Here is a 23739-nt window from a genome sequence, read left to right as displayed (position 1 = left end):
CGATTCCAGCACGTCGCCTTTGTTGAATGCGCAGGTCAGGAGGGGTCCGGCTCATCGGAGTCGGGCCCTTCACTCTTTGCTTCGTCTCCGCCGAGGACTACGCGGCGCTGCGCGAGGGCTCGTATCTGCTGCGTTCACCCGTGAACGCCCGGCGGCTGCTCAAGGCGTACGAGAATGCGCTGAGCAACGTCGACGTGTCGGAGCGCGAGCTGATCGACCCGGATGCGGTGGAACCGGCTGTGGGTACCGAGTGAGGCTTGTCTTCGAGGATCAGGGCTGGGAGGACCACACGTCCTGGCTCAAGAACGACCGCAAGATGCTCGCTCGGATCAACAAGCTCATCGAAGACGTCAAGCGTGACCCCTTCACGGGGATCGGCAAGCCCGAGCCGCTCAAAGACCACTTGCCCGGGGTGTGGTCGAGACGGATCGACGACGAGCACCGCCTTGTCTATCTAGTGACGGACAAGGAGATCGTGATCCTCGCAGCCCGTTATCACTACTGACTGCCGCAGGAGGCGCTGTCCGCCAGCCGTCCGACGGCGAACGCGACGGCGTCAGCGAGGTCGAACAGCCGGCAGTGGGCATGACCGACCAGGCCCGAGCGCACCGCTCCGGTCGCCTCGTAGGCGGCCCCCACCGCCGCGAACGGGGAGGAGTCCAGGAGTGTTCCGGCACCTTCGTGGGAGCCCGTAAGACGGCTCGGGATGCGGTACTCCGCCAGGTGGAACGCGGTGCACGCCTCGAAACCGACGCCCATCAACAGCACTCGGGCGTCGAGCTTCTCCAGTCTGCCGAGCGGTGACTCCTCGCCCAGGGAGCAGTCGGGGGAGTGGTCGGAGGTGATGTGGTCCGCCTGGGCGCCCAGCGCCGTGAAGGCACTCCACGGATGAGCGCTGTGCAGGGCGGCGGACCGGGTCCGTACCGTCTCGGCCAGGACGCCGACGCCGACGCCGAAGCCCGGTGCGGTGTACGGGGCGGACGAGGGCGTCCGGGCGCGGGCGCCGGCGGGTGTCGGGGTGTGCATCACGAGCGTCCCGTCGGGTCCGAGGACTTCCGACAGCGCGCTCACCATGGTGTCCGCGCCGCCTGAGACGGGCCCGACGGTACTCAGGGCGGAGTGCACGAGGACGGTGTCTCCGGCCCGGAGTCCCAGTCCGCGAAGGTCATGGACGAGGTCCGCTCTGCCGCGCAGCGCCCCGGCCGGCCCGAGCCGACGACGCACGGCCTCACGCAGCTCCGTCACGAACCGCCTGCCTGCGGGCAGAAGTTCGCCGCTTTCGAGCAGAGTGCGGGCGGCGGTGTCGGTGTGCTCGCGCCAGGTGTCGTACTCACGTCGGGCACGCTCGTCTCCCGTCCCGGAGGCGAGTTCGGTGCGCCAGAAGTCCGTCACGCCCAGATGCGCGTACGTCCCCTGGAGCAGCGCTCCGACGGGCCGCTGATCGAGCCGCCACGGGGCGTGGTAGCGGGCGTCCGTCGGAGGGCCGTGCAGCGGCAACAGGTCGAGCAGCGCGCCGAGTTGGACGTGCAGAAACTCGTGCACGAGAGTCAGTGCGAGAAGCACCGGGTCGTCGGGGAGGGAGGCGGCGACGGCTCCGAAGGCGCGACGGGCCGCCGAACTCACCTCGGTGCCGTCGTGGTCGGGAAGCAGCGGGACCACGGTGGTCAGGCCGGCGGCGATGGTCTGCGCGTGCCAGGGGTGCCGCCGCACGAGCACGGTCCAGGCGGCACGCAGCGCCTGTGTCCACTCTCGTGTCTGTGCGGCCGTGAGTGGTTCGGCGAGTTCGTGACCGTGTGCCTCACGGAAGGGGCCGTGGTCGGCGAGTCGCAGTTCGAGCGCCATGCCGTCACAGACGGCGTCGACGCGGTGCCATGCCCGCCGGTCTGGGTCCGCCGTCAGTTGTTCCAACCACCGCAGATCAGCGGGCAGTCCGCGCTCCAGCGCGGTGAGAGTGCGGGTCAGTCCCTCGTCCAGGTAGGGGTGCAGCATGACCTCGCGCCAAGCCGCGCGGTCCCGCCGGTTCAGTTCGACCAGGCCGCGGTACGCCGCTTCTGCCGCGCCCTCCTCCGGGCGCCCGTCTGCCGCCTGGCGCAGGGCCCGCGCCATCAGCATGCGTTTGCTCAGCTGCCCGCTCCGGAGCAGGTCCACGGCGGTCGCACCGCCGCGGGCGCGGGCCAGGGCTCTGAAGACGAGGTCGGGGACGGTGTGCGGGACGAGATCCTGGCCGGGGCGTGGTGCGAAACCAGCCCCCTGCCCCGTCGCTGCTCTCATCGGGACGCCTTCGGTCGGGGCACGGTCAGTGCGGCGATGTCCCGGCGCAGCCGGGCGCCGATGTGGTCGACCAGTACCGCCAGGTCGTCGCAGTACACGGAGGGAGCCGAGAAGACCGGGGTGGCTTCGGGAAAGTATCTGTGGGCGTACAGGCCGCCGCCGCACACGCGGGAGCGGGCGCAGGAGCGGCAGACGGGGCCGAGCCCGCTCAAGCCGCGCTGCCGGGCGCGGAAGGCGGGATGCGCGGCGGCGTCGGCGAAGGTGTCGCGGAACACGTGCAACCCGGTCTCGGGCGCCCCGGGATAGCTCACCTTGAGCGAGTCGGCCTGCTCGATCGCCCCGTCGGTCTCCACGACGACGAGGTCGACGGGTGTGAGACCGACCACCTCGCTACGGGCGGTACCGCCGAGCAGCAGCACCATGATCTCCTCGAACAGCCGGATGCCGGTCTCCCGGCTCGGGGCGCCGTACCAGCGGTCGAAGACCACGCGCAGCCAGTCGGCGTACGGAGCCGGACGCGTGGCGCCCGGTGCGGGCGGAGCCGTGGGCGGAGAGATCCGCGCGGCGAGCCCGGGCGGCGGAGCCTGCCAGGTCCCATGGGGGAGTAACAGGTCCAGCCGGGGCGGAGTGAACCGCAGGAGCGCGTCGTACGTCTCCAGCGGATCGGTGGTGGGGTCGATCACGCACAACAGGCCGGCGAACAGGTGCCGGTGGGCCGGTTCCATCAGCAGTTCGAGCGCGCGGACGGTGGCGGCGTGGCTGCCTCGCCCGTCGGCCCGCCGGCGATGCCGGTCGTGTGCGGCGGGGGTGCCGTCCAGGCTCACCCCGATCCGGACCCCGTGACGGTCAAGGACGGGGAGCAGCCGCGGGTCCTCGGCGAGCCGGATGCCGTTGGTCTGCAGGGTGAAGCGCGGCGTGGCGATTCCGGCCAGCGCGTCCGTGACGGTCCCGAGGAGGGCTTCCAGGCGCTCCGCCCCGACCAGGAGGGGCTCGCCCCCGTGCAGCACCACGTGCACCTCGGACAGTCCGTGCTCCGCGGCGTGTTCGGCCATCAACCGCGACGCCCGCCGCACCGTCGCCGGAGTCATGCTCCTGGGCTTTTGCCGCCAGCTCTGGTCGGCCGCCTCGTACATGTAGCAGTACGTGCAGGCCAGGTTGCACCGGCTGTGGATCTTCAGCAGGAACTGTCGGAAGGGCACGGACTCCGCCCCGCTGTCCGGGGTGGCGGGCGGGGCGTTGGTGGCGGACATCGGCATCGATCGCTCTGGTATGGCGGTGGAGGAAAGAGCCCATCATAGGTACCCCGTGAGGGCTGTGTGGCTCTCGGCGCGAATGACGTCGCCTGATCAGGTGGTCGGCGGTTCGATGTCCGAATCGAGCCGTTTTCCGGACAGTATTGTCCGGGTCGTGGGATGCGCCTCTCCCAGCTTGTCCCGGGCCCTTCGCGCGGCCTCCACCGCCAACTGCCCCGCCTCCTCGGTCTGGCCGATCGCGGCCAGGCTCAGACCCAGGTTGGCGGTGATGTTGATGGTGTCGTAGTGGTCGGGGCCCAGGATGTCGAGGAAGTACCGTCGCGCACGCCGGTCCAGCTCGGCGGCCTCTTCCAGGTCGCCGGCCAGGGCGAGGTCGTTCGCGTGATTGATCATGCAGCTGAGGCTGTACGGGTGACTCGTCCCGACGATCTGTGCCATCTGGTGCAGAGCTTTGTGGGACAACTCGCGTGCGGAGTCCGGACTGCCCGTCAACCGCCGGTAGACCGAGAGGTTGGTGGAGCAGGCCAGAGTGACGGGATGTTCCGCCCCCAGGTAGGTGCTGTAGCGGTCCTTCGCCCGTTCGGCCAGCTGCCGTGCTCGATCCGGCTCGCCGAGCGCCGCCAGATCGCAGGCGAGACCGACGGCCGCGGCGAGCGTGTCCGTGTGCTCGGTGCCGTGTGCCTCGACGTACCGCGAGTGGATGTCCTCGTCGATCTTTCTCGCCTGTTCGTAGTCCCCGGCCCGGCGCAGGGCCACGGCGAGGTTGCGGCGCGTCCTCAGCGTCTCCATGTGACCCTCGCCGAGGGTCTGCTCGTACCACTGGACGGTGGTGCGCAGCAGTTCCAGGGCTTCCCTCAGACTGCCCGTCTCGCGCAGGTCCCGGGCGTAGTTGCTGGCGAACAGCAGGGAGTAGAAGTTGTCCCGGCCGCGTGTCTCGCTCTGTTGCCGGTAGGCGTGTTCGTGGAGGGCCAGGGCCGCCCGGCGATCGCCAGCGAGGTACTCCGACATACCGAGGTTGTTGGTGTACATGAGGGTGCGCGGGTGGTCGTCGCCCAGTGTCCGCAGGGCCCCGTCGAGGGTATGTCGGTCGAGTTCCCGGGCCTCCAGGTAGCGGCCCAGCGCGCGCAGGTCGGCGGCGACGTTCCCGGCGGCCGCGAGCGTGTGCGCGTAGTCCGGGCCCTTGGTGCGGTGGAACCGCTCGAAGGTGTCCTGGTCGGTCTCGTAGGCCTTTCCCAGCTGCCCTCTCGAGCGGCGGAGGTTGCCGAGCTGGATGCGCAGCATCAGGGTCTGGGGGTCGTCGGGGTGCCCGATGCCGCATTCCTCCCAGCGGTCCAGTGTGCTTTCCGCGAGCTCTTGGCCGTCGGTGTGCAGGCCGCGTTTCCACAGGTAGCGCACCGAGTCGGTGACCCACTTGCGCACCTCGGGGTCCGGACTCTCGGCGGCCAGGCTGGGCCGCAGATGGGGCAACAGTTCCGCATAGCGGTCCCAGTCCCCGGGTACGTCGGGGTCGCCCGGGTCGGCGTCGACCAGCGCGGCGTGCACCACACCGCGGGCCTGCGGTGTGCGTTCGTCGTCGACCTGTTCGCGGATGACGGCCTGCACCAGCCGGTGCACCGTGAGGGTCGCACTGCTCTGGTCGCTCTTGGCGAGGCCGAACCGATTGATGGCACGCACCAGTTGGGCGACGGCCATCTCGTCGCGGGGCTCACCCGAGGGCAGGGTCAGCGCCTTGGTGACGGCTTTGCTGTACAGGAGTCGCAGGGGAATGGGGTCAGGTCCGAAGAAGGAGCAGATCTCCAGCATCTCGGCCGCCGCCTGGTTGACCCGGCGTAGTTCGTCCACCGCCAGAAGCCAGGTCGCAGCGGCGGAGTGGGGATAGTCCCGTGCCGGTAACTGGGTGGTCTGCAACACCTCGGTGAGGCGGTCCTTGAGCAGCGCCAGATAGGTGGCCACCGGCATGCTGCTCTCGCTCAGCCAGACCGCGGCCTGGGCCACGGCCAGCGGCAGGTCGCCCAGTTCCCTGGCCACCCTTTCCGCGTCGGAGGCTGTGAGCCCGGTGTTGAGGCGGTGCAGCAGGTCGGTGCTCTCCTGACGCTGGAACACCTCGACCTCGACCAGCCCCGCGTCGTTCACCCAGGTCCGGTCGCGGGAACTGAGCAGGACGTGCCCGCCGGGCGGCCCGGTCGGGATGAACTCCGCAAGCTGTTCGGGGCGTCCGGCGTTGTCGTAGACCAGAAGCCAGCGGTCGAACGGCTCACCCCGTCGCAGCGCCCTCAGCACCGACTCCGCTGTGCTCGTCATGTCCTCGCCGACCTCCAGGCCGAGGCGCGGCGCGAGATCGGCGAGGGCCGGGCGGATCAGACCGGGTTGCGCGGCGGTGACCCACCAGACCACGTCATAGGCCGCTTTGAATCGATGTGCGTATTCCTGGGCGATCTGGGTTTTACCCACCCCGCCGAGCCCGTAGAGAACCTGTGTCGTACTGCCGGAGGTGAAGCCGTTGCGCAGCCTCTCCAGCAGGAAACCCCGGCCGGTGAACGAGACGTTCCTGGAGGGAACGCGCTGCACTGTGGGGGACGTACCAGGAAACGGCGGTACCGCTGTGCCGGTGACCGTCACGCCGCCGTCCGGGACGCGCGTGCGGCGGACCGGGCCGACGGCCGACAGCAACTGGGTCTCCGCCTCCTCGGGAGTGCAATGGGTGAGGTCGGCGGCGAAGCGACCCCTGAAGGGGTCCCGGGCCGTGGGTTCGAACTCCTGGACGCGTACCGCCAGCAGCGCCCCCTTGGCGCTCTCGTGGCCTTTCAACTGGGTCCAGATGTCCTGAGTGCGCCGCTGGGCCAGGTACTCGGGGGAGAGCAGGGCGAGCAGCCTTCCCCGTCCCTTCAGCACCGGGACGACCTCGGGCAGCGTCCCGGTGCCCGGCTCGGCGGTGCTGTGCAGCGAAACCTGGTATCCGGTGGCTTCCAGCCGGGCCGCGACCCATTCCGCCCACATGCGGTCGGCCGGTGCGTAGCTGACGTGGATGCGCGGCCATGACGTCCTGGGGTCGAGGTAGACGGCACGCATCCGCAGCCGTTCTTCCTCCGGATGGGGGACGAGGGAGCGCACCTGGCCGTCGGTGATCCACGCGGTGAGTCGCTCGAAGGCCGCGAGCAGGTTGCCCGGCTGGGAGGGCCGGTCCCGGACCGTGGACGGGATCTCGGCGTAGGCGTAGTACTTCTTGTAGGGGATCTCGACATCTCCCCAGTACTGGTCGTGCTCCGGTTCGACGAGCCAGGAGAGGAACGGTCCGAACTCCGCGCGAGCCAGGTCGCGGCCCCATTCGAGCAGTTCCTGCTCGCCGTCCTCGACGCGCATGGGCACGGGGAGGATACGCACGGGGTGGCGCACCTCCGCCGCCACGGACTGGGCGACATCCAGGCCGCCCTCGATGCTCTGGTGGTTCAGGACGAACCCGTCGACGAGGACGTCCGGCATCAGGGTGGTGCAGATCCCCGAGATGTCGCTGACGCCCGTGCGACTGTCGATGAGGACGTAGTCGTACGACGCCTTCATCTCCTCCCGCAGCGCCTGAAGGAACGAGCCGCCACCCAGACGCTCGTAGAACGCGCGCCAGTTGAAGCTGGTGACGTCCGCCGAGTACGAGGGGGACATCCGCCCCGCAGGCAGGAAGTCGAGCCGGCCGCCCGCCGGGAACCGCAGGTCCAGGCCGGTGACGCGAGGGCCGAGCCGTGCGTGGGAACGCAGTTCTTCGTCACTCATCACGGTGGTCCCGGCGCCGGGTTCCAGCGGCCCGGGGCGCATCACCTGTCCGACGAAGGAGTTCACCATGTTGATCAGGCCGTCGGTGTCCCGCAGCTTCGGATCGAGGAGGAAGGGGCGCAGGTAGCGGTGCAGTCCGGGGGCCTCCAGGTCCCAGTCGACCAGCAGCACCCTCTTGCCGTTGCTGGCCATGATCCAGCCGACGTTGACCAAAGCCATCGTGCGGCCTGTGCCACCTTTGTACGAATAGAAGGTGACAATCCTGCCGGTGTCCTGAGCCTCGGCCTCAGTGCTCATCGTCCTGATCCTTCTGCAGGGGCGTACGACCCGGCGGATCGGTCGGGTCGTCGGTGCGGGACGCTGGTGTGAACGGGACGCTGAGGCCCGGCATGGGCGGTGCCGACAGCCCGACGGGCAGCCGGCGCGGGACGGCCTTCTCCATGAGACGGTTCTGCGCGACGACCACCATCCGGGCCAGCCGGTCCTCGAACCGGTGTCTTTCGACCTGGACCTGGAACAGCGGATCGTAGGGGTCGTTGCGTCGCATCCAGTTGCGTCTGAAGACCTGCTGAACGTCGGTCCACAGCTCCTCGTCGCCGGATTCCTCGTCCGTGTCGTGACACGGGACGAGTACTCCGGTGACGGGGTGGTTCTGCCGGTCGTAGTCGGACAGCGGTGCGCGGTACTGGCTTTCCCGGGCGGCCCACGCATCGACCAGCAGTACGGACGTCTGGTTGTGGTGCATGGCCTCGTCGAGCTTCTCGCCGAGACCGCCGTCGACGACTTCGAGGCTGCTCGTGCACCCCTCGTCTATGATCACGCGCTGAGCCCGGTAGGCCACGGTGGGGTGGATCGGAGGGTGGTACGGGGTCCAGTCGAGTGGTGAGGGCCCGTAGTACTCGCGCCGCTGCCGGCCCGTGGGCAGGGGGTCGGTGACGCCGGCGGCGATGAACACCCGGACGTGACCCGTCGTACGCCCTCCCGGTCCCGCGAGCTCTCGTCCTTCGAAGGGGCTGCGCACGGTACGGAGGTCGAGCCCCTGCGCGCGGGGCAGCCGGAAGAGATCGGCGACGTGCCGCACCCGCTTCGCCACAAGTTCCAGGACGGCCCGGTAGGCCCGGCCCCCGGGAGCGGAACGCAGCAGTCCCATCAGCCCCTGCTCCAGGTACTCCTGACCCATCGCCGGTTCGAAGTACTGGTACTTGCTGATCTCCGGCGGCATGGCGTGGTGCAGGGGGACCCACAGGACCGGTATGAGCGCCGGTACCTCTATGTCGGTCTGCTCGCGGTACTTCAGCAGCCTGGATTCGAAGGCGGCCCATTCCTTGCCGCAGTAAAGACTGTTGACGTACGCGGGCGAGCACAGGGCGACCAAGGCCCGGCAGTTCCCGATCTCACTGCCGAGCGTGCTCTCCCAGTCCATGCCCAGGCCGATGCGTTCGATGTCGAGGAACGGCTGCTGTCCGCTGCAGTCCGCGCCCAGACGGTCCAGTTCCTCGACCAGGTCGTCGTAGAAACGGCCCACGAAGGCGCTGCCACGGTCGTCCCCGCGCGCATAGCTGAGGAAGAAGTACGGCTCTCGCTCCAAAGCACCCCCCCGGCTGCCGTATTCGGCCGCAGGCGTTTCACCGCGCCTTCGAGCCGGGATATGTGCGTGGCAACGTGATACCCCGATGGGTCGGGGCTCAACTCACAGCGGGGGGACGGATCATAGTTGGCCGAAAGGTGGCGAGAAGGGTCTCGGCGTGTCAGAGAAGTGCCGAGGAGAACGCGGCGAAGCTCTCGCCCGACGGGAATCGCACGTCGTGGAGCACTGACGCCAGCACGGTGTCCGGCAGGTCTTCCAGGGCGTCCATGGGCAGGTCGGTGATGTCCACCAGGTCCGAGACGTACTCGGGACCGCTTGTCTCTCTCAGCACCTGCAGTGCCTTTCTACCCCGCACGCGCCGACTGTGGGGGCGTGCTTGTTGTCCGGTGCCACTCCGGGGCACCGGGCGACGGGACAGAGCCTAGTGGCAGAGCAGCTTCGTTACGCAGTCAGGAGGCTCAGTACGAGGGAAATTCGTGCCCTTTGTCAATGGTGACCGGTGACAGCGACCCGCTGCGGCAACCCCTACGTGAACTCGCCGGCGGCTCCCTCGGCTCGTCGAGGGTCCTGAGGCTCGGGCTCGGTCGATTCAGGCCATGCGCGCAACAGAGTTGTGCATTATGTTGACGGCCGTAAGAAAACAGCCCTACATTCCTGTCCGTCTTCGTTCAGTGCACTGAGTATCTGATCGCACATGTCCGGACCCGCTCCCCGAGCCGCCTCCCCCCACCAGGAGCCCGCCCATGCCCGGTACCCGCTCGCGCATCGCCCTCGCCGTCCTCGCCACGCTCACCTCGGTCGCGCTCACCACCCTTCCCTCCTCGGCCGCCCAGTCCGACGCGGCTGTCGCCGGGCATCTCACCGGCACCCTTTCCGACGGCGCCACCTGGATCGCGGACGTGCCCGACGGCTGGAACGGCACCCTGCTGCTGTTCAGTCACGGCTTCGGGCCCACCGTCGCCAGGAACGCGCCCACCGAGGCCGTACGCGTCGAACTGCTCGCCAAGGGATATGCGCTGGCCGGGTCGTCGTACGACCCGAACGGCTCGATGTGGGCCCTGAACAGCGCCGAACGCGGCCAGTTCGCCACCATCGACGCAGTCACCGCGAAGATCGGCGAACCCTCGCGCACGCTGGCCATCGGCAGTTCGATGGGCGGGCTCGTCAACGCGCAGCTGGCCCGGGACGGCGGCGGGCGTATCGACGGCGCGCTCGGCCAGTGCGGGCTGGTCGCCGGGGCCACGGACCTGGACAACTACCAGCTGGACGCCGAGTACACGATCGCCCGCCTGCTGCTGCCCGGACAGGAGGTGAAGCTCGTACGGTTCGGCACCTCGGCCGAGGCCGCCGCCACCGCCGATTTGCTCACCAAGGCGGTCACCGCCGCCCAGGCCACCCCGCAGGGCCGCGCCCGGATAGCGCTGGCCGCCGCCTTCCTCAACCTGCCCGCGTGGGCGCCCGGGAAGGACCGGCCCGCCGCGACCGACTGGGCGGGGCAACAGGAGCAGCAGTACGCGTGGTTCGCGCAGGGCATCCTGTCGTTCGTCGAGGGCGGCCGGTACGCCATCGAGCAGTCCGTCGGCGGCAACAACTCCTGGAACAGGGGCGTCGACTACGCCGACCTGCTCGCCGATTCCCAGCACGCGCCCCAGGTCCGCGCCCTGTACAAGGCGGCCGGCCTCGATCTGCGCGCGGACCTGCGCACACTGACCCGGGGGGCCACGATCACCGCCGATCCCGCCGCCGTCCGCACCGCGCAGAGGACGTCCTCCGCCGGACAGGGACTCGACGTGCCCCTGCTCGACGTCCACACCACCGCCGACAACCTCGTTCCGGTGGAACAGGAGACCCGCTTCGCCGCCCGTGTGCGTGCCTCGGGCGACGGTGCGCTGCTGCGGCAGGCCTACGTCGAGCGGCAGGGCCACTGCACGTTCACCACCGCCGAGACCGTGGCCGCCCTGCACGCCCTCGAACACCGAGTCGACACCGGCCGCTGGGACGACGTGGCGACCCCGGCCGCGCTCCAGAAGTCGGCCACCGCGCTCGGTCTGGACGGGGCCGCGTACGTCCCGTACCGCCCGGCGCAACTGTCGGTCGGCCGCGACGGATCGGCGCACCCGACAGCTCGGGCAGCTCGGCACTGACGACGGTGGCCGGGGCGTGTTCGCTCAGGAGCGCGCCCCCTGGCCTGCGGTGAGGGCCTCGGCCCGGGGCTGGAACGTCGCGTCGGCCTGGCGAAGGCGCAGCTGTTCCAGGACCTGCAGTTGCCGGTCGGCGCGTCCGAGGAGGCCGTCGAGGTGCACGGTGTCGAGGCGGTCGTCGGTGTCGGCCAGGCGGCGCAGCGTCCGCCAGGCGGCGGCCTTTCCCTCCACGCCCAGCCGCAGCAGCTCCAGCTCCAGCATGGGGGCGAGCGGCGACCGCCGGACGATCCGGCCGTTGGGCTTGAGGCGCCCGGCCCGCTCGGCCAGCCGGCCCGCGACGATCTTGTAGCGCCGTACCGGGACATCGAGCGACCGCATGATCCGCAACAGGTCGGCGCGGTCCTCGGCTATCTCGTCGGACACCGGCCCCACGGCGTCGGCGAGCGCCGGGTCCCGCTCGGCCTCGGCCTCGGCCAGCGACCGGGCCCGTTCCGTGCCGAGGGTGGCTCCGGCGAGATGGTCGTTGAGGTAGATGCCGAGCAGGTCCGTGTCGGTTCGGTTCGGCCGGTCGTGCATGGGATCACTTCCCTTGGACTGACATGAAATGACTTGGATCGGTTTGGAATCGGATTGAGGAGAGGGGAGAGGGCGAGTACCCCCGGCAGGCCGCTCACACCGCCTCGGGAGGTCGGTCAGGTCGTGGACGTTTCCCGAGCCGCGCCGCTGGCCGGTTCGTGCTGAGGTGGGACGAGGGGAGCGAGGTCGGCCAGGAGGCGCTGTGTGTCCGCCGTCAGGCCACCCAGCTCGGGTGTTGTCGCGGAGTGGACGTCGGCCAGTACGTGGGTCAGCCGGTGGTGAGCCGCCGCTCCCGTCGCCGCGGCCTCGGCCTGGCGGCGATCGCCGGCGTCGCCGTCGCTGCCCTGGAGGTCGAGGACGTCGCCGGCGGCCCGCAGCAGCGTCGCGAGGATGTCCGGCACGCCGTCCGGGAGCACCGCGGCCTCGGTCAACGTACGCATGGTCGCCCTGATGTCCTCGGCGATACGGTCCCAGGTGAGATCCCAGCCCGCCCGTGGGGGCGTGGACACCGAGCGGCGCAGCCGGTACCCGGGATTGAGCCGGTGGCCCTCCTCCGACCAGCGCCGCGCGGTCCGCAGGTCCGTCACCACGTCGGTGAGCCGTACCGCCCTGTCGTACCAGCCGTGGGCCTCCTCCCGGTCGTACGGTTCCCGGAGGCCGTCGGCGGCGGTGTGCAGCAGGGCGGCGCACTCCTCGGGCAGTCGCCCCCGCAGGTCATGGACGTCGCGGGAGTGGACCGGCGGGAGGACGAAGGCGTTCACGCAGATGCCGATGACCGCGCCCAGCAGGGTCTCCAGAAGCCGGTGCAGGATGTCGGCGCCCGTGTACGAACCGTAGCCGAGGACGAAGAGGGCGGCCGTGGGCGCGTACAGGCCCTGCGCGCCGAAACGCGCGTAGTTCCCGAGCAGCACGGTGAGCGGTAGCGCCAATGCCATCGCGGCCATGGTGTCGTGCGTCAGCGCACCCGCCCCGGCGGCCAGGAGAGTGCCCGCCACCACCACGGCGAACTGCTGCAGCGCCGACAGCAACGAGCGGTAGACGGTGCGCTCGACGAGAAACAGCGCTGTCCATGGCGCCAGCAGAGCCATGGGCGCGTTCCACCACCAGCCCGCTACCGCCCAGGCCAGCAGCGCGGCGCCCGCCGCTTTGAGGGACTGCACGGCGGTGTCCCGCTCAGGCCCGGCCTCGGAAACGCACCTGCGAGCAGAGCGCCGCACGGCGTCGACCTCCCGAGTGACCGACCGCCAGGCGAAGGAACTCGCCCTGCTCGCCCTACTGGCCTTACTCGTCTTCTTCGAGTTCTCCGGTTCCCCTGTTTTCTGCGATTTCCTCAATTCCCTCCCCTTCCAGCTCCTTTCCCGGCCTCGCTCGGAGGGTGTCGGGCCACTTCTCGGAGTGCCCCCGCCGACGTGATCCACGCGGGCACGTCCGGCGCAGGTACGTGGTGACAGCATCTGGTCTCCGCAGGGCCTGTTTGAGAGCTGTGACCTGGGGCACTTGGTTGCGCAGGTGCTTGGGATCACAGGCCCACCGCGGGAGCGGCCGAACACCGGCCGGCCTCGGGTGCGTGCCACCCGAGCTCTCCCGCCGTAACCCCCCGCCTCGTCAAGGGAGAGCTCTCGTGTTGATGGCCCACCCCACCGTCCTCGCCGACCTGCTCCAGCAGTACGAAGTTCTCCGGGCCCGCCACGCCCAGGAGGGCGGCGCCCAACTGCTCCAGCGGCTGAACGACGTCTCCTACACCCTGTGCGTCGCCACCGGCACCCGCGACATCGACGCCGCCCTGACAGCCGCCCGCCGCCGGCTCTCGGGAGCCCGAACCGAGGAACACGCCGTCGGAGCCGACAGCTGACGAGCCTGCGACCTGACGAGGGCCGCCGGCGCCGAGAGGCATGGCATGGACGCGGGCACGAGCCGTGGCCCCGAGCCGGGGCTGCTGCTCATGCGCGATCTACGGGACCTGCGCCCTGGCCACGACGAGGGTTTCCCTTTGTGCGGCGCGGGGACTCGGGGACATGACCGGGCGAACCGGTGACAGCAGACCTACCCGGTCCCCAACAGGCCGGACGCAGAAGGAAGATGAAGCACCGTGAGTGCGGAAGTCAAGGAGACGAGGACCACCGTGCGCAGGGCCGAGACCGGCTGGGCGAGGGCCCGCCGACTGCGCGGATGCGGCCTGCGTACGTATGTACGGGCGACGCTCGACGGAGACGCGGGGAACGCCGGGGAGACCGGGCGGGGGACCGAGGGAAACGTCTTCAGGGGTGAGGACTGAGCCCCTGGGCCGGCCCTCCGACAGTCCTGCTCCTGGGGTCCCCTTTCGGCCTTGTGCAGGTGTACCTCGCCCTGGGGAAGTCGCTGTCCGTCTAGGCTGCTGCCCGAGTGTCCGAGCGGGTCGGCGCAGTGGCGGACAGCGGTCTACGGGAGGGCTGACCTCATGAGCAGGGTCTGGTTCATCACCGGTGCGAGCAGTGGCTTCGGGCGGGCGATCGCCGAGGCGGCGGTGGCCGCGGGCGACGTGGTCGTGGGCGCCGCGCGACGGCCGGGCGCGCTGGACGCCTTCGTCGCCGCCCACCCCAGGCAGGTCCAGGCGCTGCGCCTGGACGTCACCGACCTGGCCGCGGTCGAGACCGCCGTGGAGGACGTCCTCGCGTGGCACGGACGGATCGACGTCCTCGTCAACAACGCGGGACGTACGCACGTCGGCGCCGTCGAGGAGACCACCGACGCCGAACTGCGCGACCTGTTCGCCCTTCACGTGTTCGGCCCCGCCGCCCTCGTACGGGCCGTGCTGCCGCACATGCGCCAGCGCGGCTCGGGCGTGATCGTGCAGATGAGCAGCGTGGGCGGGCAGCTCTCCGCCCCGGGCTTCGGCGCGTACAGCGCGACGAAGTTCGCACTGGAGGGCATGTCCGAGGCGCTCGCGGCGGAGGTCCGGCAGTTCGGGATCAAGGTGCTGATCGTCGAACCGGGCGCTTTCCGGACCGAGTTGTTCGACCGCGGCCGAGCCGGCGCCAGCCGGGACCTCGGCGTCTACACCGGTACGGTCGGCGCGACCCGCCGGATGGTCGCGCAGGGCGACGGCTCCCAGAGCGGCGACCCGGCGAAGGCGGCGGCCCTGATCCTCGCCGCGCTGGACGCCGACGCCGAGCACACCCCGCTGCGCCTGCCACTCGGCGACGACGCGGTCACCGGCGTACTCGGCCATCTGGAGCAGGTACGGGGTGATGTCGCCGGCTGGGAGAAGCGCGCGCGGGCGACGGGCTTCGACGACGCCTGACCCGGTGGTGACCGGCTGTCAGGCCGGTGACGCCAGCCCCGTCTTGAGTCCGGCCCCGCACAACGGCACCACCGCCGTCCGGGTCCCGAGCGCCCCCTCCCGGACCGCCGCCCAGCAGGCCACCCCGGTCGACTCCACGTACAGCCCCTGGGACGCCAGGTCCCGCTGCGCGTGCCGGAGCTGATCCTCCGTCACCGTCAGGAACGTACCGCCCGAGTCACGGACCGCGCGCAGGATCTGGCGGGCCCGGGGCGGGTCGGGGATCGCGATGCCCTCCGCGAGGGTGGGGGACACCGGGGGCGGGGTGACGCCGGTCAGGTCGGGGACGCCCTCCGCCCAGGCGTGCGCCAGCGGGGCGACCGCCGCCGACTGGACGGCGTACAGGGCGGGCCGTCGGTCGATCAGTCCCGCCGAGTGCAGCTCGGAGACGGCGAGTGCCGCGCCCAGCAGCAGGGTGCCGTTGCCGACCGGCACGACGATGACGTCCGGGAGGCGGCCTCCCATGTCCTCCCACAGCTCGTGGACGTACGTCTTCGTGCCGTGCAGGAAGTACGGGTTGTAGACGTGGGAGGCGTAGAACGTGCCCGGCGTGTCCGCCGCCTCGCGCGCCGCTGCCGCCGCGGCCTCCCGGTCACCGTCGATCACCCGCACCCTCGCCCCGTGGGCCTCGATCTGCTCCAGCTTCTTCGCGGAGGTGCCCTCCGGGACGTACACCGTGCAGGGCAGTCGGGCTCGGGTGCAGTACGCGGCGATCGCCGTACCCGCGTTGCCGCTGCTGTCGGCGACCACCTGATCCGGCATCAGCCGGAGAGCCAGCTCGGCCAGGAGCACCGCGCCCCGGTCCTTGAAGGAGAGGGTCGGCATGAGGAAGTCGAGCTTGGCCGAGATGCCGTCGCGCAGCTCTACGAGGGGGGTGCGGCCCTCGCCGAGAGTGGTCGTGGGGGCGGCGAGGGGGAGTGTCTCCGCGTAGCGCCAGAGGGAGTTGACCCTGCCGGTGAGGGACTTGAGGGGCGCCGGGGTGGGGGCGAAGTCGAGGTTTAGGGGACCTCGGCACAGGGGGCAGCACCAGGTGAGGGTGCCTCCGGGGACGCGGGTGCCGTCCACGGGGCAGTAACAGTCCGGCAGAGGGGTCATGTACGCAGAGTAGTTGGGTACGTGGTTTCCCACCCGCCCGCCCGTTCACCGCGTCTGTCCAGCGCGGCTCGGGGTCTGTCTGTCTCGTCCGGGGCTTGGCAGCGGGGCTCTGTCCGGCCGAGGCCGCCTTTCCCACCCACCCACCCGTTTACTGCATCCGCCCAGCGCGGGTCGGGGCCTCTCGACCGGCCCGGCGCCTGAGGTGAGAGGCCTGCTTGGTCCAAACTCCTTTCCCGCCCATCCGCCACCGCCATCCCCGCAGCCCAGACAGCACCCCTCCGGCCCGGGCCGCACCTCCGAGGTTGAGGCAGCACCCCTCCGGCTCGGGCCGCACCTCCGAGGTTGAGGCAGCACCCCTCCGGCTCGGGCCGCACCTCCGAGGTTGAGGCAGCACCCCTCCGGCCCGGGCCGCACCTCCGAGGTTGAGACAGCACCCCTCCGGCCCGGGCCGCACCTCCGAGGTTGAGGCAGCACGCCTCCGGCTCGGGCCCGGCCCCTCCGCAGCCTGGCAGCACACCCCCGCAACGCCAGACGCACCCCGCACCCCAAGCCGCGTCCCCTCCAGCCCCGGCCCGCATTTCCAGCCTGTCCGGCGTTTGAGGACAAGGCCCGTTCAGGGCCGGCAGCGGGGGTCTGGGGGCGCAGCCCTCAGGGATGGGACGGGTAGGGGCGGCGGGGGCGAAACTCCCCTACCATGCGCCAAGTCGCACGCCAGTTCACATCACCCGACGAGGAGCCCGGCACTCGTGGCCATACCCCCGCCCCCTGGACCCGACCAGCCGCCGTACCCCTCGTATCCGGGCCACTCCCAGAACCCCCAGGGCTACCCCCAGAACTACCCTCAGCAATACCCCCAAGGCCCATACGCCCCCTGGCCCCAGGGCTACTCCCCGTACAACCGCCCGACCCCCGTCAACGGCGTCGCCATCGCCTCCCTCGTCCTCGGCATCCTCTGCTTCCTGCCCGCCCTCGGCCTGATCCTCGGAATCGTCGCGCTCGTGCAGCTCCGGAAGAACGGCGAGCGCGGAAAGGGCATGGCGATCACCGGATCCGCGTTGTCGACCGTCGGGCTCGTGCTCTGGGCCCTGCTGCTCGGCACCGGCGGCCTGTCCTCCGCCTGGGACGGCTTCAAGGGCGCCGCCAAGGAGGACAACAGCAGCTTCTCCCTGACCAAGGGCGACTGCTTCGACTCCCTGGACGGCTCCCTGGAGGGCCTGGCGTACGACGTGGACCCCGTCCCCTGCGCCGGCGCACACGACGGCGAGGTGTTCGCCAGTTTCCGCATGCCGGCCGGTTCCTACCCCGGCGACGACCGCGTCACCGAGGTCGCCGACGACAAGTGCTACGCCCTGGAGGACCGGTACGCGATGGACGCCTGGGCCGTGCCCGACGACGTCGACGTCTACTACCTCACCCCGACCCGCCAGAGCTGGGGCCTCGGCGACCACGAGGTCACCTGCGTCTTCGGCAGCGTCGACACGAACGGCAGCCTCACCGGCTCGCTGCGCAAGGACGAGACGACGCTCGACGCCGACCAGTTGACGTACCTCAAGGCCGCCCACATCCTCAACACGGCGATGGACACGGCGCCCGACGCGGAGTTCGTCGAGGACGACCTGCCGGGACACAAGAAGTGGGCCCGGCGGGTGACCGACGCCCTCGACGAGCAGACGCGCCTGCTCACCGCACACCGGTTCGCCGCCACCGCCTCACCCAGCGTCGCGGCGCTCGTGAAGGACCTGCGCGGCGCACGCCAGGAATGGGCGAAGGCGGCCCGCGCCACCGACGCCGACACCTTCTACGACCACTACGACACCGGCAGCGAACTGCTCGACGTGAACCGCACGGTCACCCCGCGCAAGGCTCTGGGGCTGGCGACGACCCCACCCCCGTACGAGCAGAACGGTGGCAGCGGTGGTGGCGGTGGTGGCACCGGGGACGGCGGGGAGGCGGACGCAGGGATCGAGGTGTGACGGCGAGAGAGGGGAGAGCGGCGAGCGCGGCGAGAAGGACGAGAGCCGCGAGAAGGGCGAGAGCGGCAACGGGGAAAGAGCGCGCCTGCGCCCTAACCTGCGTATCTGCCTGCCTCGTGCCTGCTTGATGTCATCCGGCGGGACGCGTCATCACATCGAGTGATTCTCTGGCCTTCGCTTGCATGTCACAACCCATGGTTGCCACGCTGTTGCTGTCTGTACAGCCTGATGGGAGCGGCCCGTGACATTCGGTGAACAGCCGGCCTACCTGCGTGTCGCGGGTGATCTACGAAAGCAGATCGTCGACGGTTCACTCCCACCGCACACCCGCCTCCCCTCCCAGGCCAGGATCCGGGAGGAGTACGGCGTTTCGGACACGGTCGCGCTGGAGGCACGCAAGGTGCTCATGGCCGAGGGCCTTGTCGAGGGCCGTTCCGGGTCGGGCACTTATGTGCGAGAGCGGCTCGTGCCGCGCCGGATCGCCCGCTCCGGCTTCCGTCCGGACGGCGGCGCCACACCGTTCCGCCAGGAGCAGGCCGACGCGGAGGCGCGCGGTACCTGGGAGTCCAGCAGCGCGCAGGCCGCGGCGAGCGGCGCCATCGCCGAGCGACTCAGCCTGCTGCCCGGCGACCGCGTGATGTGCACGAAGTACGTCTTCCGGGACGCCGGCGAGGTGATGATGCTGTCCACCTCCTGGGAGCCCCTGGCCGTCACGGGTCGTACGCCGGTGATGCTCCCCGAGGAGGGCCCGCTCGGCGGGATGGGTGTCGTCGAGCGCATGGCGGCCATCGACGTGATCGTCGACAACGTCACGGAGGAGGTCGGCGCCCGCCCCGGCCTCGCCGAGGAACTCCACGCTCTGGGCGGTGTCCCCGGTCATGTGGTGATCGTCGTGCAGCGCACGTACTACGCCTCGGGGCGCCCGGTCGAGACGGCCGACGTCGTGATCCCCGCGGACCGCTACCAGGTGGCGTACCACCTGCCGGTGAAGTGACCCCGCCGCCCCCGGACTTGGTGAAGTAGCCCACACCCGGGGGCGGTTGATCTCCCGAGCGCTCCCCCCTCCACCGCCGCCCCGCCGACCACCGCAGCCCACCGGGCCGGTGGATTCTGGCCGTTCTCGCAGGTCGTCCCAAGGGGCGCGGTGTGCCGCTGACCGGACACACCGTGCTCTTTCGGCGGCGCGTTCGACGTTGTGCGCCCCTCACCCCTGGCCGGTTGGCGTACCTCTTTGTGAAAAGCCGTATTCGCTGCGTGAAGGTTAGGCGTAGGGTCGGGCATATGCGGATTGCGGTTTCCTTGGCGGGTGGGGCGCGGCGCAAGCCGGGGGCGGGAAGTGGAGGGGCGCCATGAGCGACGGGACGATCACTCTTCCCTGGCTCGTCATACGGCAGGACGACAACGGCAATCGCTACCGCGTGGGCCGGTACGCGACCCGTGCGGAAGCCCAGAAGATCGCCGACAGCCTCGACGAGCGCGGCAACAAGCAGCTCTACTGGGTCGAGCGGATCGGGCAGAACTGAACCCGGCGATCCGGCTCCCGTAGGCTCCGGCCCATGACCGAACGGACGGAACCGGCGACGGCGCGAGCCGAGCAGCCGGGTGCGGGGCCGGCGGCGGAACCAGCCACCGAATCAGCCACGGAATCGGCGGCTGAGCCGGCGCCTGTGGTCGAGCACGTCGTGGTCGTGGGCGCCGCCCTGCTGCGCGACGGACTCCTCCTCGCCGCCCGCCGCAGTGCGCCCCCCGAGCTGGCCGGCCGCTGGGAGCTGCCCGGCGGCAAGGTCGAACCGGGTGAGGTGCCGGAGGACGCCCTCGTGCGCGAGTTGCGCGAGGAGCTGGGCGTCGACGCGGAACCCGTAGAGCGCATCCCGGGGGAGTGGCCGCTGAGGGCGCCGTACGTCCTGCGTGTCTGGACCGCGCGGCTCCCGGCCGGCTCGGCCGAGCCGAAGCCCCTCCAGGACCACGACGAACTGCGCTGGCTGACCCGGGCCGAGATCTGGGACGTGGACTGGCTGGATCAGGACGTTCCGGCGGTGCGGGAAGCGGCCCTCCGGATGGAGTGACGCCCGCGGGCCGATGCGGAGCCGACGCGGGGCGATGTGCGGCCCGGTGCGGATTGATGTGCGGGCTCGTGAACCGTGTGAGGCGCGTGAGGTCGGTGGGGCGCCCGATGCGCGCGCCCCATACGCCGTTCGTGCCACAGTGCGCCCTCTAGGGCGGTAATCGGCGTCCAATACCGGGTATGTGCCCATTAACCCCACGAAAACGGACATGTGTGGGTCGGGTGGCCTGGGAAGTGATCGGCGTGATCGACACCGAAGGCGACTGTGTCGAGTGGAGCTTTCCCGCCGAGCCCGGCGCAGTCCGTGGAGCCCGCGCGGTCGTCCGCGGACAACTGTGCGGCTGGGGGCTCGAATCCCTCGGTGATCTCGCCGCGCTGCTGGTCAGCGAGCTGGTGACCAACTCGCTGAGGCACGCCACGGGGCCCATCGGGGTACGGCTGGTGCGGCCCGCCGGGATCGCGGCCACGCTGCTGGTGGAGGTCTCCGACCCGCTGCCCGACCCGCCCCGCGAGCGGACGGCCCGCCCCGACGAGGAGGGCGGCAGGGGGCTCCAGCTGGTCGCCCACTCGTCCAGCCGCTGGGGCACCCGCCCCGCCGACGAGGGCAAGACGGTGTGGTTCGAACTGCCCGTGCCGGGATGAGATCCGGCCGGGCGGGAACCCGGCGTGACGACGACCGTGAACCGTGCGCCGGAGTGAACTGCGGCTGTACGTCCGCCCTTGCTCTGTCGACCATGTGGTTCAGGCCACTGGCAGTTGTCATGGATCGAGGTTCGACCGGTGTTCCCCTGGTTAGAAGACTGGGAGTGTTGTCGCGGGCCGGTCCGAAAAGCATCGGGATCGTCCTGTGATCGTGAACACCGTGTTGTGGGGCGCCGTAGTGCTGGATACTGCGGGCAGCCGCCCCCGGTGACTGGTGCCGGACGCGGTGAGCTGGAGGGGACGGTTCGCGTGAGCGAGATACCAGCGAAGGCCACGGAGTCCAAGGACCCGTCGGGCGGCGCGAGTGCGAGGGCCACGGGTGACGCCGCGGCCGGTGTGCCACGCCGTGCGTCGGGTGCCAGGGGTCCCGCCGACGGGGACGCGATACGCGATGAGACACGTGAAACCACGCGTGGCACCATGGGCGATCCGGTGCGCGATTCGACACGTGACACCGCGCAGGACCACGCGCGTGATGTGACAGGTGACCCCATGTGGCAGAGCAGCCCACCCGGCTCGATCTACGACTACATCAAGGTGGCGTCGTTCTCCATCGGCGCCGACGGTCTCGTCGACCAGTGGAGCCTGCGTGCCGAGAAGATCTTCGGCATCCCCGCCGCGCGAGCCGTGGGTATGGACCCCATCGAAGCCTTCATCGACCCCGATCTGCGGGAGCGCGGCCAGCGGAAGATGGCGGAGATCCTCGACGGCCGGGAGTGGACCGGCGTCGTCCCGTTCCGCGTCCGCGTGCCCGAGCTGGGCGAGGAGGGCCGGCGGGAGGGGCTCGCCGAGGTCTATGTGATGCCGACGCGGACGGAGGAGGGCGAGAAGGCCGCCGTATGCATCGTCGTCGATGTCCGTACGCTGCGTCAGATCGAGACCGACCTTGCCGCCTCGCAGGCGATTTTCGGACAATCGCCGTTCGGTTTCCTGCTGATCGACACCGATCTCCGGGTCCGGCGCGCCAACGAGCGCTTCGCCTCCATCTACGGCGGCACGGTCGATGACCACCGGGGCCGCGGCGTGTACGACTACCTGATCTCTCCCGAGGCCGAGCGGGTGTCGGCGACGCTCCGCCGGGTCCTGGAGACCGGTGACTCGATAACGGACATGCACATCACCGGCCTCGTGCCCGGCTCCGACGAGCGCCGGCACTGGTCGATCAACCTGTACCGCGTGCACAGCGGCACCGGCCGCCCCATCGGCGTCGCCTGGCTGGGTCTCGACATCACCGCCCGCCGCGCCGCCGCCCGCGAGGCCGCCGCCGCACGGCGCAATCTCGCCCTTCTGAACGAGGCCGGTTCCCGCATCGGGAACTCCCTGGACCTGGAGACGACAGCGCGCGAACTCCTCGACGTCGTCGTCCCCGGCTTCTGCGACCTCGCGACCGTCGACCTCTACCAGGGGCTGCTGGCCGGCGACGAGACCCCGCCCGGGCTCGCCGACGGCAGCGCCGAACTGCGCCGCGTCGCCTTCGCCAGCGCCGTCTCCGACGCGCCCTTCGCGGGCGGCGGAGACCCGGTCTCCATGGGCGCCGTACACCACTTCCCGTTCAACTCGCCCTGCGCGGACGCCCTGCGCACGGCCCGCCCGCAGCTCGTCCCCGCCGAGGACAACGGCGCCATCCAGTCCACGCTGGCCGTCCCGATGGTCGCCCACGACACCGTGGTGGGCCTCGCGCAGTTCTCCCGCACGAAGGGCAGCGAGCCGTTCGGGGAGCGGGACCGGGCGCTGGCCTGGGAGTTGGCCGCGCGGACCGCCGTCAGCATCGACAACGCCCGGCTGTACCGGCGTGAGCACGAGCGGGCGCTGATCCTCCAGCGCTCCCTGCTGCCGCCCGGCGACCCGGAGGCCTCCGGCCTCGACATCGCCTGCCGCTACCTGCCGGGCAACGCGGCCACCGAGGTCGGCGGCGACTGGTTCGACGTCATCGAACTCCCCGGCAACCGCACCGCCTTGGTGGTCGGCGACGTGATGGGACGGGGGCTGCGCGCCGCCGTCGCCATGGGTGAACTCCGTACCGCCGTCCGCACCCTGGCCCTCCTCGACCTCGAACCGGCGGAGGTCCTCTCCGCGTTGGACGAGATCGCGCGCGGCCTCGGCACGCCCGGCGGCGTCCAGCAGGCCACCCGCGCCGCCCGCCAGCCCCGCGACGCCGACCTCTCCGAGGTGTACCTCGCGACCTGCATCTACGCGGTCTACGACTCGGTGACCCGCAGGTGCACCTTCGCCAACGCCGGCCATCTGCCGCCCGTGCTCGTCGAACCGGGCGAGGACGCGCTGATGCTCGACGTGCCGCCGGGCATGCCGCTCGGCGTCGGCGGGGAGCCCTTCGAGGAGGTGGAGGTCGAACTACCCGAAGGCTCGCTGTTGGCGCTCTACACGGATGGACTGGTCGAATCCCGCGACCATCCCCTCGACGAGGGACTGCAGGCGTTCGTCGGCGCACTCCGTGACCCCTCCCAGCAGCTGGAGGACGTCTGCGACCACGTCCTCAGCACCCTCGACACCCACCACGGCGAGGATGACATCGCCCTGCTGATGGCCCGTGTCCAGGGTCTGCCCGCCGATTCCGTCGGCGACTGGACGCTGCCGCGCGAACCGCGCAGCGTGGGCCGCGCCCGCGAGTACACCCGCACCCAGCTCACCGCCTGGGGCCTCGAACCCCTCATCGACACCACGGAGTTGCTGGTCAGCGAGCTGGTCACCAACGCCCTGCGCTACGGCGAGGGCGAGATCCGGCTCCGGCTCCTCCTCGACCGCATGCTGGTGTGCGAGGTGTGGGACGCCGGCCTCGTCCAGCCGCGCCGCCGCCGAGCCCGCGACACCGACGAGGGCGGACGCGGCCTCCAGCTGGTCGGCCTGCTCAGCACGGCATGGGGCTCCCGCCGGACTCCGCGTGGCAAGACGGTGTGGTTCGAACTCCCGCTGCCGGACGGCGGAACGGTCCTCGCGGACCCGGCGGAGGCACTCCTGAGCCTGTTCTGACGG

Annotated in this window: 20 protein-coding genes; 12 read left to right on the top strand and 8 right to left on the bottom strand. The window is 70.7% G+C overall.

Translation table 11 applies throughout. From position 1 onward, the window contains the following. The first annotated feature begins 26 nt into the window (after positions 1 to 26). Together QA861_RS15320 and QA861_RS15315 are read left to right on the top strand one after the other, a co-directional pair. Positions 27 to 254 carry a type II toxin-antitoxin system Phd/YefM family antitoxin gene (locus tag QA861_RS15320; RefSeq protein WP_334588880.1) on the top strand — a complete coding sequence of 76 codons (228 nt, stop codon included), beginning with the start codon at positions 27 to 29 and terminating at the stop codon, positions 252 to 254. Further along, positions 251 to 505, top strand: a complete 255-nt coding sequence (locus tag QA861_RS15315; protein ID WP_334588879.1) for a Txe/YoeB family addiction module toxin — start codon at positions 251 to 253, stop codon at positions 503 to 505. The genes QA861_RS15320 and QA861_RS15315 overlap by 4 nt, the downstream gene beginning before the upstream one ends. On the opposite strand, the gene QA861_RS15310 is transcribed toward QA861_RS15315, so the two are convergent. The 5 genes from QA861_RS15310 to fxsA all read right to left on the bottom strand — a co-directional run bounded on the left by QA861_RS15310 (position 499) and on the right by fxsA (position 9232). After that, positions 499 to 2271, bottom strand: a complete 1773-nt coding sequence (locus QA861_RS15310; protein WP_334588878.1) for an AAC(3) family N-acetyltransferase — start codon at positions 2269 to 2271, stop codon at positions 499 to 501. The two genes, QA861_RS15315 and QA861_RS15310, sit on opposite strands and share 7 nt — an antisense overlap. Further along, a complete protein-coding gene (locus QA861_RS15305) occupies positions 2268 to 3527 on the bottom strand; it encodes an FxsB family cyclophane-forming radical SAM/SPASM peptide maturase (protein WP_443041484.1) in 1260 nt (419 codons plus the stop codon). Before QA861_RS15305 ends, QA861_RS15310 begins: the two co-directional genes overlap by 4 nt. A gap of 90 nt (positions 3528 to 3617) precedes the next feature. After that, a complete protein-coding gene (gene fxsT, locus QA861_RS15300; RefSeq protein WP_334588876.1) occupies positions 3618 to 7586 on the bottom strand; it encodes an FxSxx-COOH system tetratricopeptide repeat protein in 3969 nt (1322 codons plus the stop codon). Then, positions 7576 to 8877 carry a TIR-like protein FxsC gene (locus QA861_RS15295; protein WP_334588875.1) on the bottom strand — a complete coding sequence of 434 codons (1302 nt, stop codon included), beginning with the start codon at positions 8875 to 8877 and terminating at the stop codon, positions 7576 to 7578. Before QA861_RS15295 ends, fxsT begins: the two co-directional genes overlap by 11 nt. Before the next feature lie 160 nt (positions 8878 to 9037). Continuing rightward, on the bottom strand, positions 9038 to 9232 hold the full coding sequence (gene fxsA / locus QA861_RS15290) for an FxSxx-COOH cyclophane-containing RiPP peptide (RefSeq protein ID WP_334588874.1): 195 nt from the start codon (positions 9230 to 9232) through the stop codon (positions 9038 to 9040). A 388-nt stretch (positions 9233 to 9620) separates the two neighbouring features. Between fxsA and QA861_RS15285 the strand changes: the two genes are divergently transcribed. Beyond that, positions 9621 to 11021 carry an alpha/beta hydrolase gene (locus QA861_RS15285; RefSeq protein WP_334588873.1) on the top strand — a complete coding sequence of 467 codons (1401 nt, stop codon included), beginning with the start codon at positions 9621 to 9623 and terminating at the stop codon, positions 11019 to 11021. A 24-nt stretch (positions 11022 to 11045) separates the two neighbouring features. Here the strand turns inward: QA861_RS15285 and QA861_RS15280 are convergent, their stop codons facing one another. Next, positions 11046 to 11594 (bottom strand): hypothetical protein, encoded by a 549-nt coding sequence (locus tag QA861_RS15280; protein ID WP_334588872.1) that lies wholly within the window; start codon positions 11592 to 11594, stop codon positions 11046 to 11048. Between the two features lie 116 nt (positions 11595 to 11710). After that, positions 11711 to 12754, bottom strand: coding sequence for an FUSC family protein (locus QA861_RS15275; RefSeq protein WP_334588871.1), 1044 nt, complete (start codon positions 12752 to 12754; stop codon positions 11711 to 11713). A 461-nt stretch (positions 12755 to 13215) separates the two neighbouring features. On the opposite strand from QA861_RS15275, the gene QA861_RS15270 reads away from it, so the two are divergent. The 3 genes from QA861_RS15270 to QA861_RS15260 all read left to right on the top strand — a co-directional run bounded on the left by QA861_RS15270 (position 13216) and on the right by QA861_RS15260 (position 14874). Next, complete coding sequence (locus tag QA861_RS15270) at positions 13216 to 13446, top strand: DUF5133 domain-containing protein (protein WP_334588870.1); 231 nt, start codon at positions 13216 to 13218, stop codon at positions 13444 to 13446. Positions 13447 to 13683: 237 nt separating this feature from the next. Further along, entirely contained in the window at positions 13684 to 13869 is a 186-nt protein-coding gene (locus QA861_RS15265; protein ID WP_334588869.1) for a hypothetical protein, read from the top strand. 162 nt (positions 13870 to 14031) lie between these two features. Then, positions 14032 to 14874: an oxidoreductase gene (locus QA861_RS15260; protein WP_334588868.1), complete on the top strand. Its 843-nt coding sequence runs from the start codon at positions 14032 to 14034 to the stop codon at positions 14872 to 14874. Between the two features lie 18 nt (positions 14875 to 14892). Here the strand turns inward: QA861_RS15260 and QA861_RS15255 are convergent, their stop codons facing one another. Beyond that, entirely contained in the window at positions 14893 to 16008 is a 1116-nt protein-coding gene (locus tag QA861_RS15255; RefSeq protein ID WP_334588867.1) for a threonine synthase, read from the bottom strand. 746 nt (positions 16009 to 16754) lie between these two features. On the opposite strand from QA861_RS15255, the gene QA861_RS15250 reads away from it, so the two are divergent. The 6 genes from QA861_RS15250 to QA861_RS15225 all read left to right on the top strand — a co-directional run bounded on the left by QA861_RS15250 (position 16755) and on the right by QA861_RS15225 (position 23736). Next, the gene (locus tag QA861_RS15250; protein ID WP_334588866.1) at positions 16755 to 17981 is read left to right on the top strand and encodes a DUF4190 domain-containing protein; all 1227 of its coding nucleotides are present in this window, start codon (positions 16755 to 16757) and stop codon (positions 17979 to 17981) included. Positions 17982 to 18222: 241 nt separating this feature from the next. Beyond that, positions 18223 to 18975 carry a GntR family transcriptional regulator gene (locus QA861_RS15245; RefSeq protein WP_334588865.1) on the top strand — a complete coding sequence of 251 codons (753 nt, stop codon included), beginning with the start codon at positions 18223 to 18225 and terminating at the stop codon, positions 18973 to 18975. 355 nt (positions 18976 to 19330) lie between these two features. Further along, positions 19331 to 19504: an SPOR domain-containing protein gene (locus QA861_RS15240; RefSeq protein ID WP_334588864.1), complete on the top strand. Its 174-nt coding sequence runs from the start codon at positions 19331 to 19333 to the stop codon at positions 19502 to 19504. Between the two features lie 144 nt (positions 19505 to 19648). Then, on the top strand, positions 19649 to 20047 hold the full coding sequence (locus QA861_RS15235; protein WP_334590561.1) for a (deoxy)nucleoside triphosphate pyrophosphohydrolase: 399 nt from the start codon (positions 19649 to 19651) through the stop codon (positions 20045 to 20047). 179 nt (positions 20048 to 20226) lie between these two features. Then, on the top strand, positions 20227 to 20688 hold the full coding sequence (locus tag QA861_RS15230; protein WP_443041483.1) for an ATP-binding protein: 462 nt from the start codon (positions 20227 to 20229) through the stop codon (positions 20686 to 20688). A gap of 309 nt (positions 20689 to 20997) precedes the next feature. After that, complete coding sequence (locus tag QA861_RS15225) at positions 20998 to 23736, top strand: SpoIIE family protein phosphatase (protein WP_334588862.1); 2739 nt, start codon at positions 20998 to 21000, stop codon at positions 23734 to 23736. Positions 23737 to 23739 lie beyond the last annotated feature (3 nt).

The organism is Streptomyces sp. B21-083 (genome assembly GCF_036898825.1).
Classification (GTDB): Bacteria; Actinomycetota; Actinomycetes; order Streptomycetales; family Streptomycetaceae; genus Streptomyces.
The sequence above is the reverse complement of the archived record's forward strand: the minus strand, read 5'-3'. Positions and strand labels throughout refer to the sequence as shown.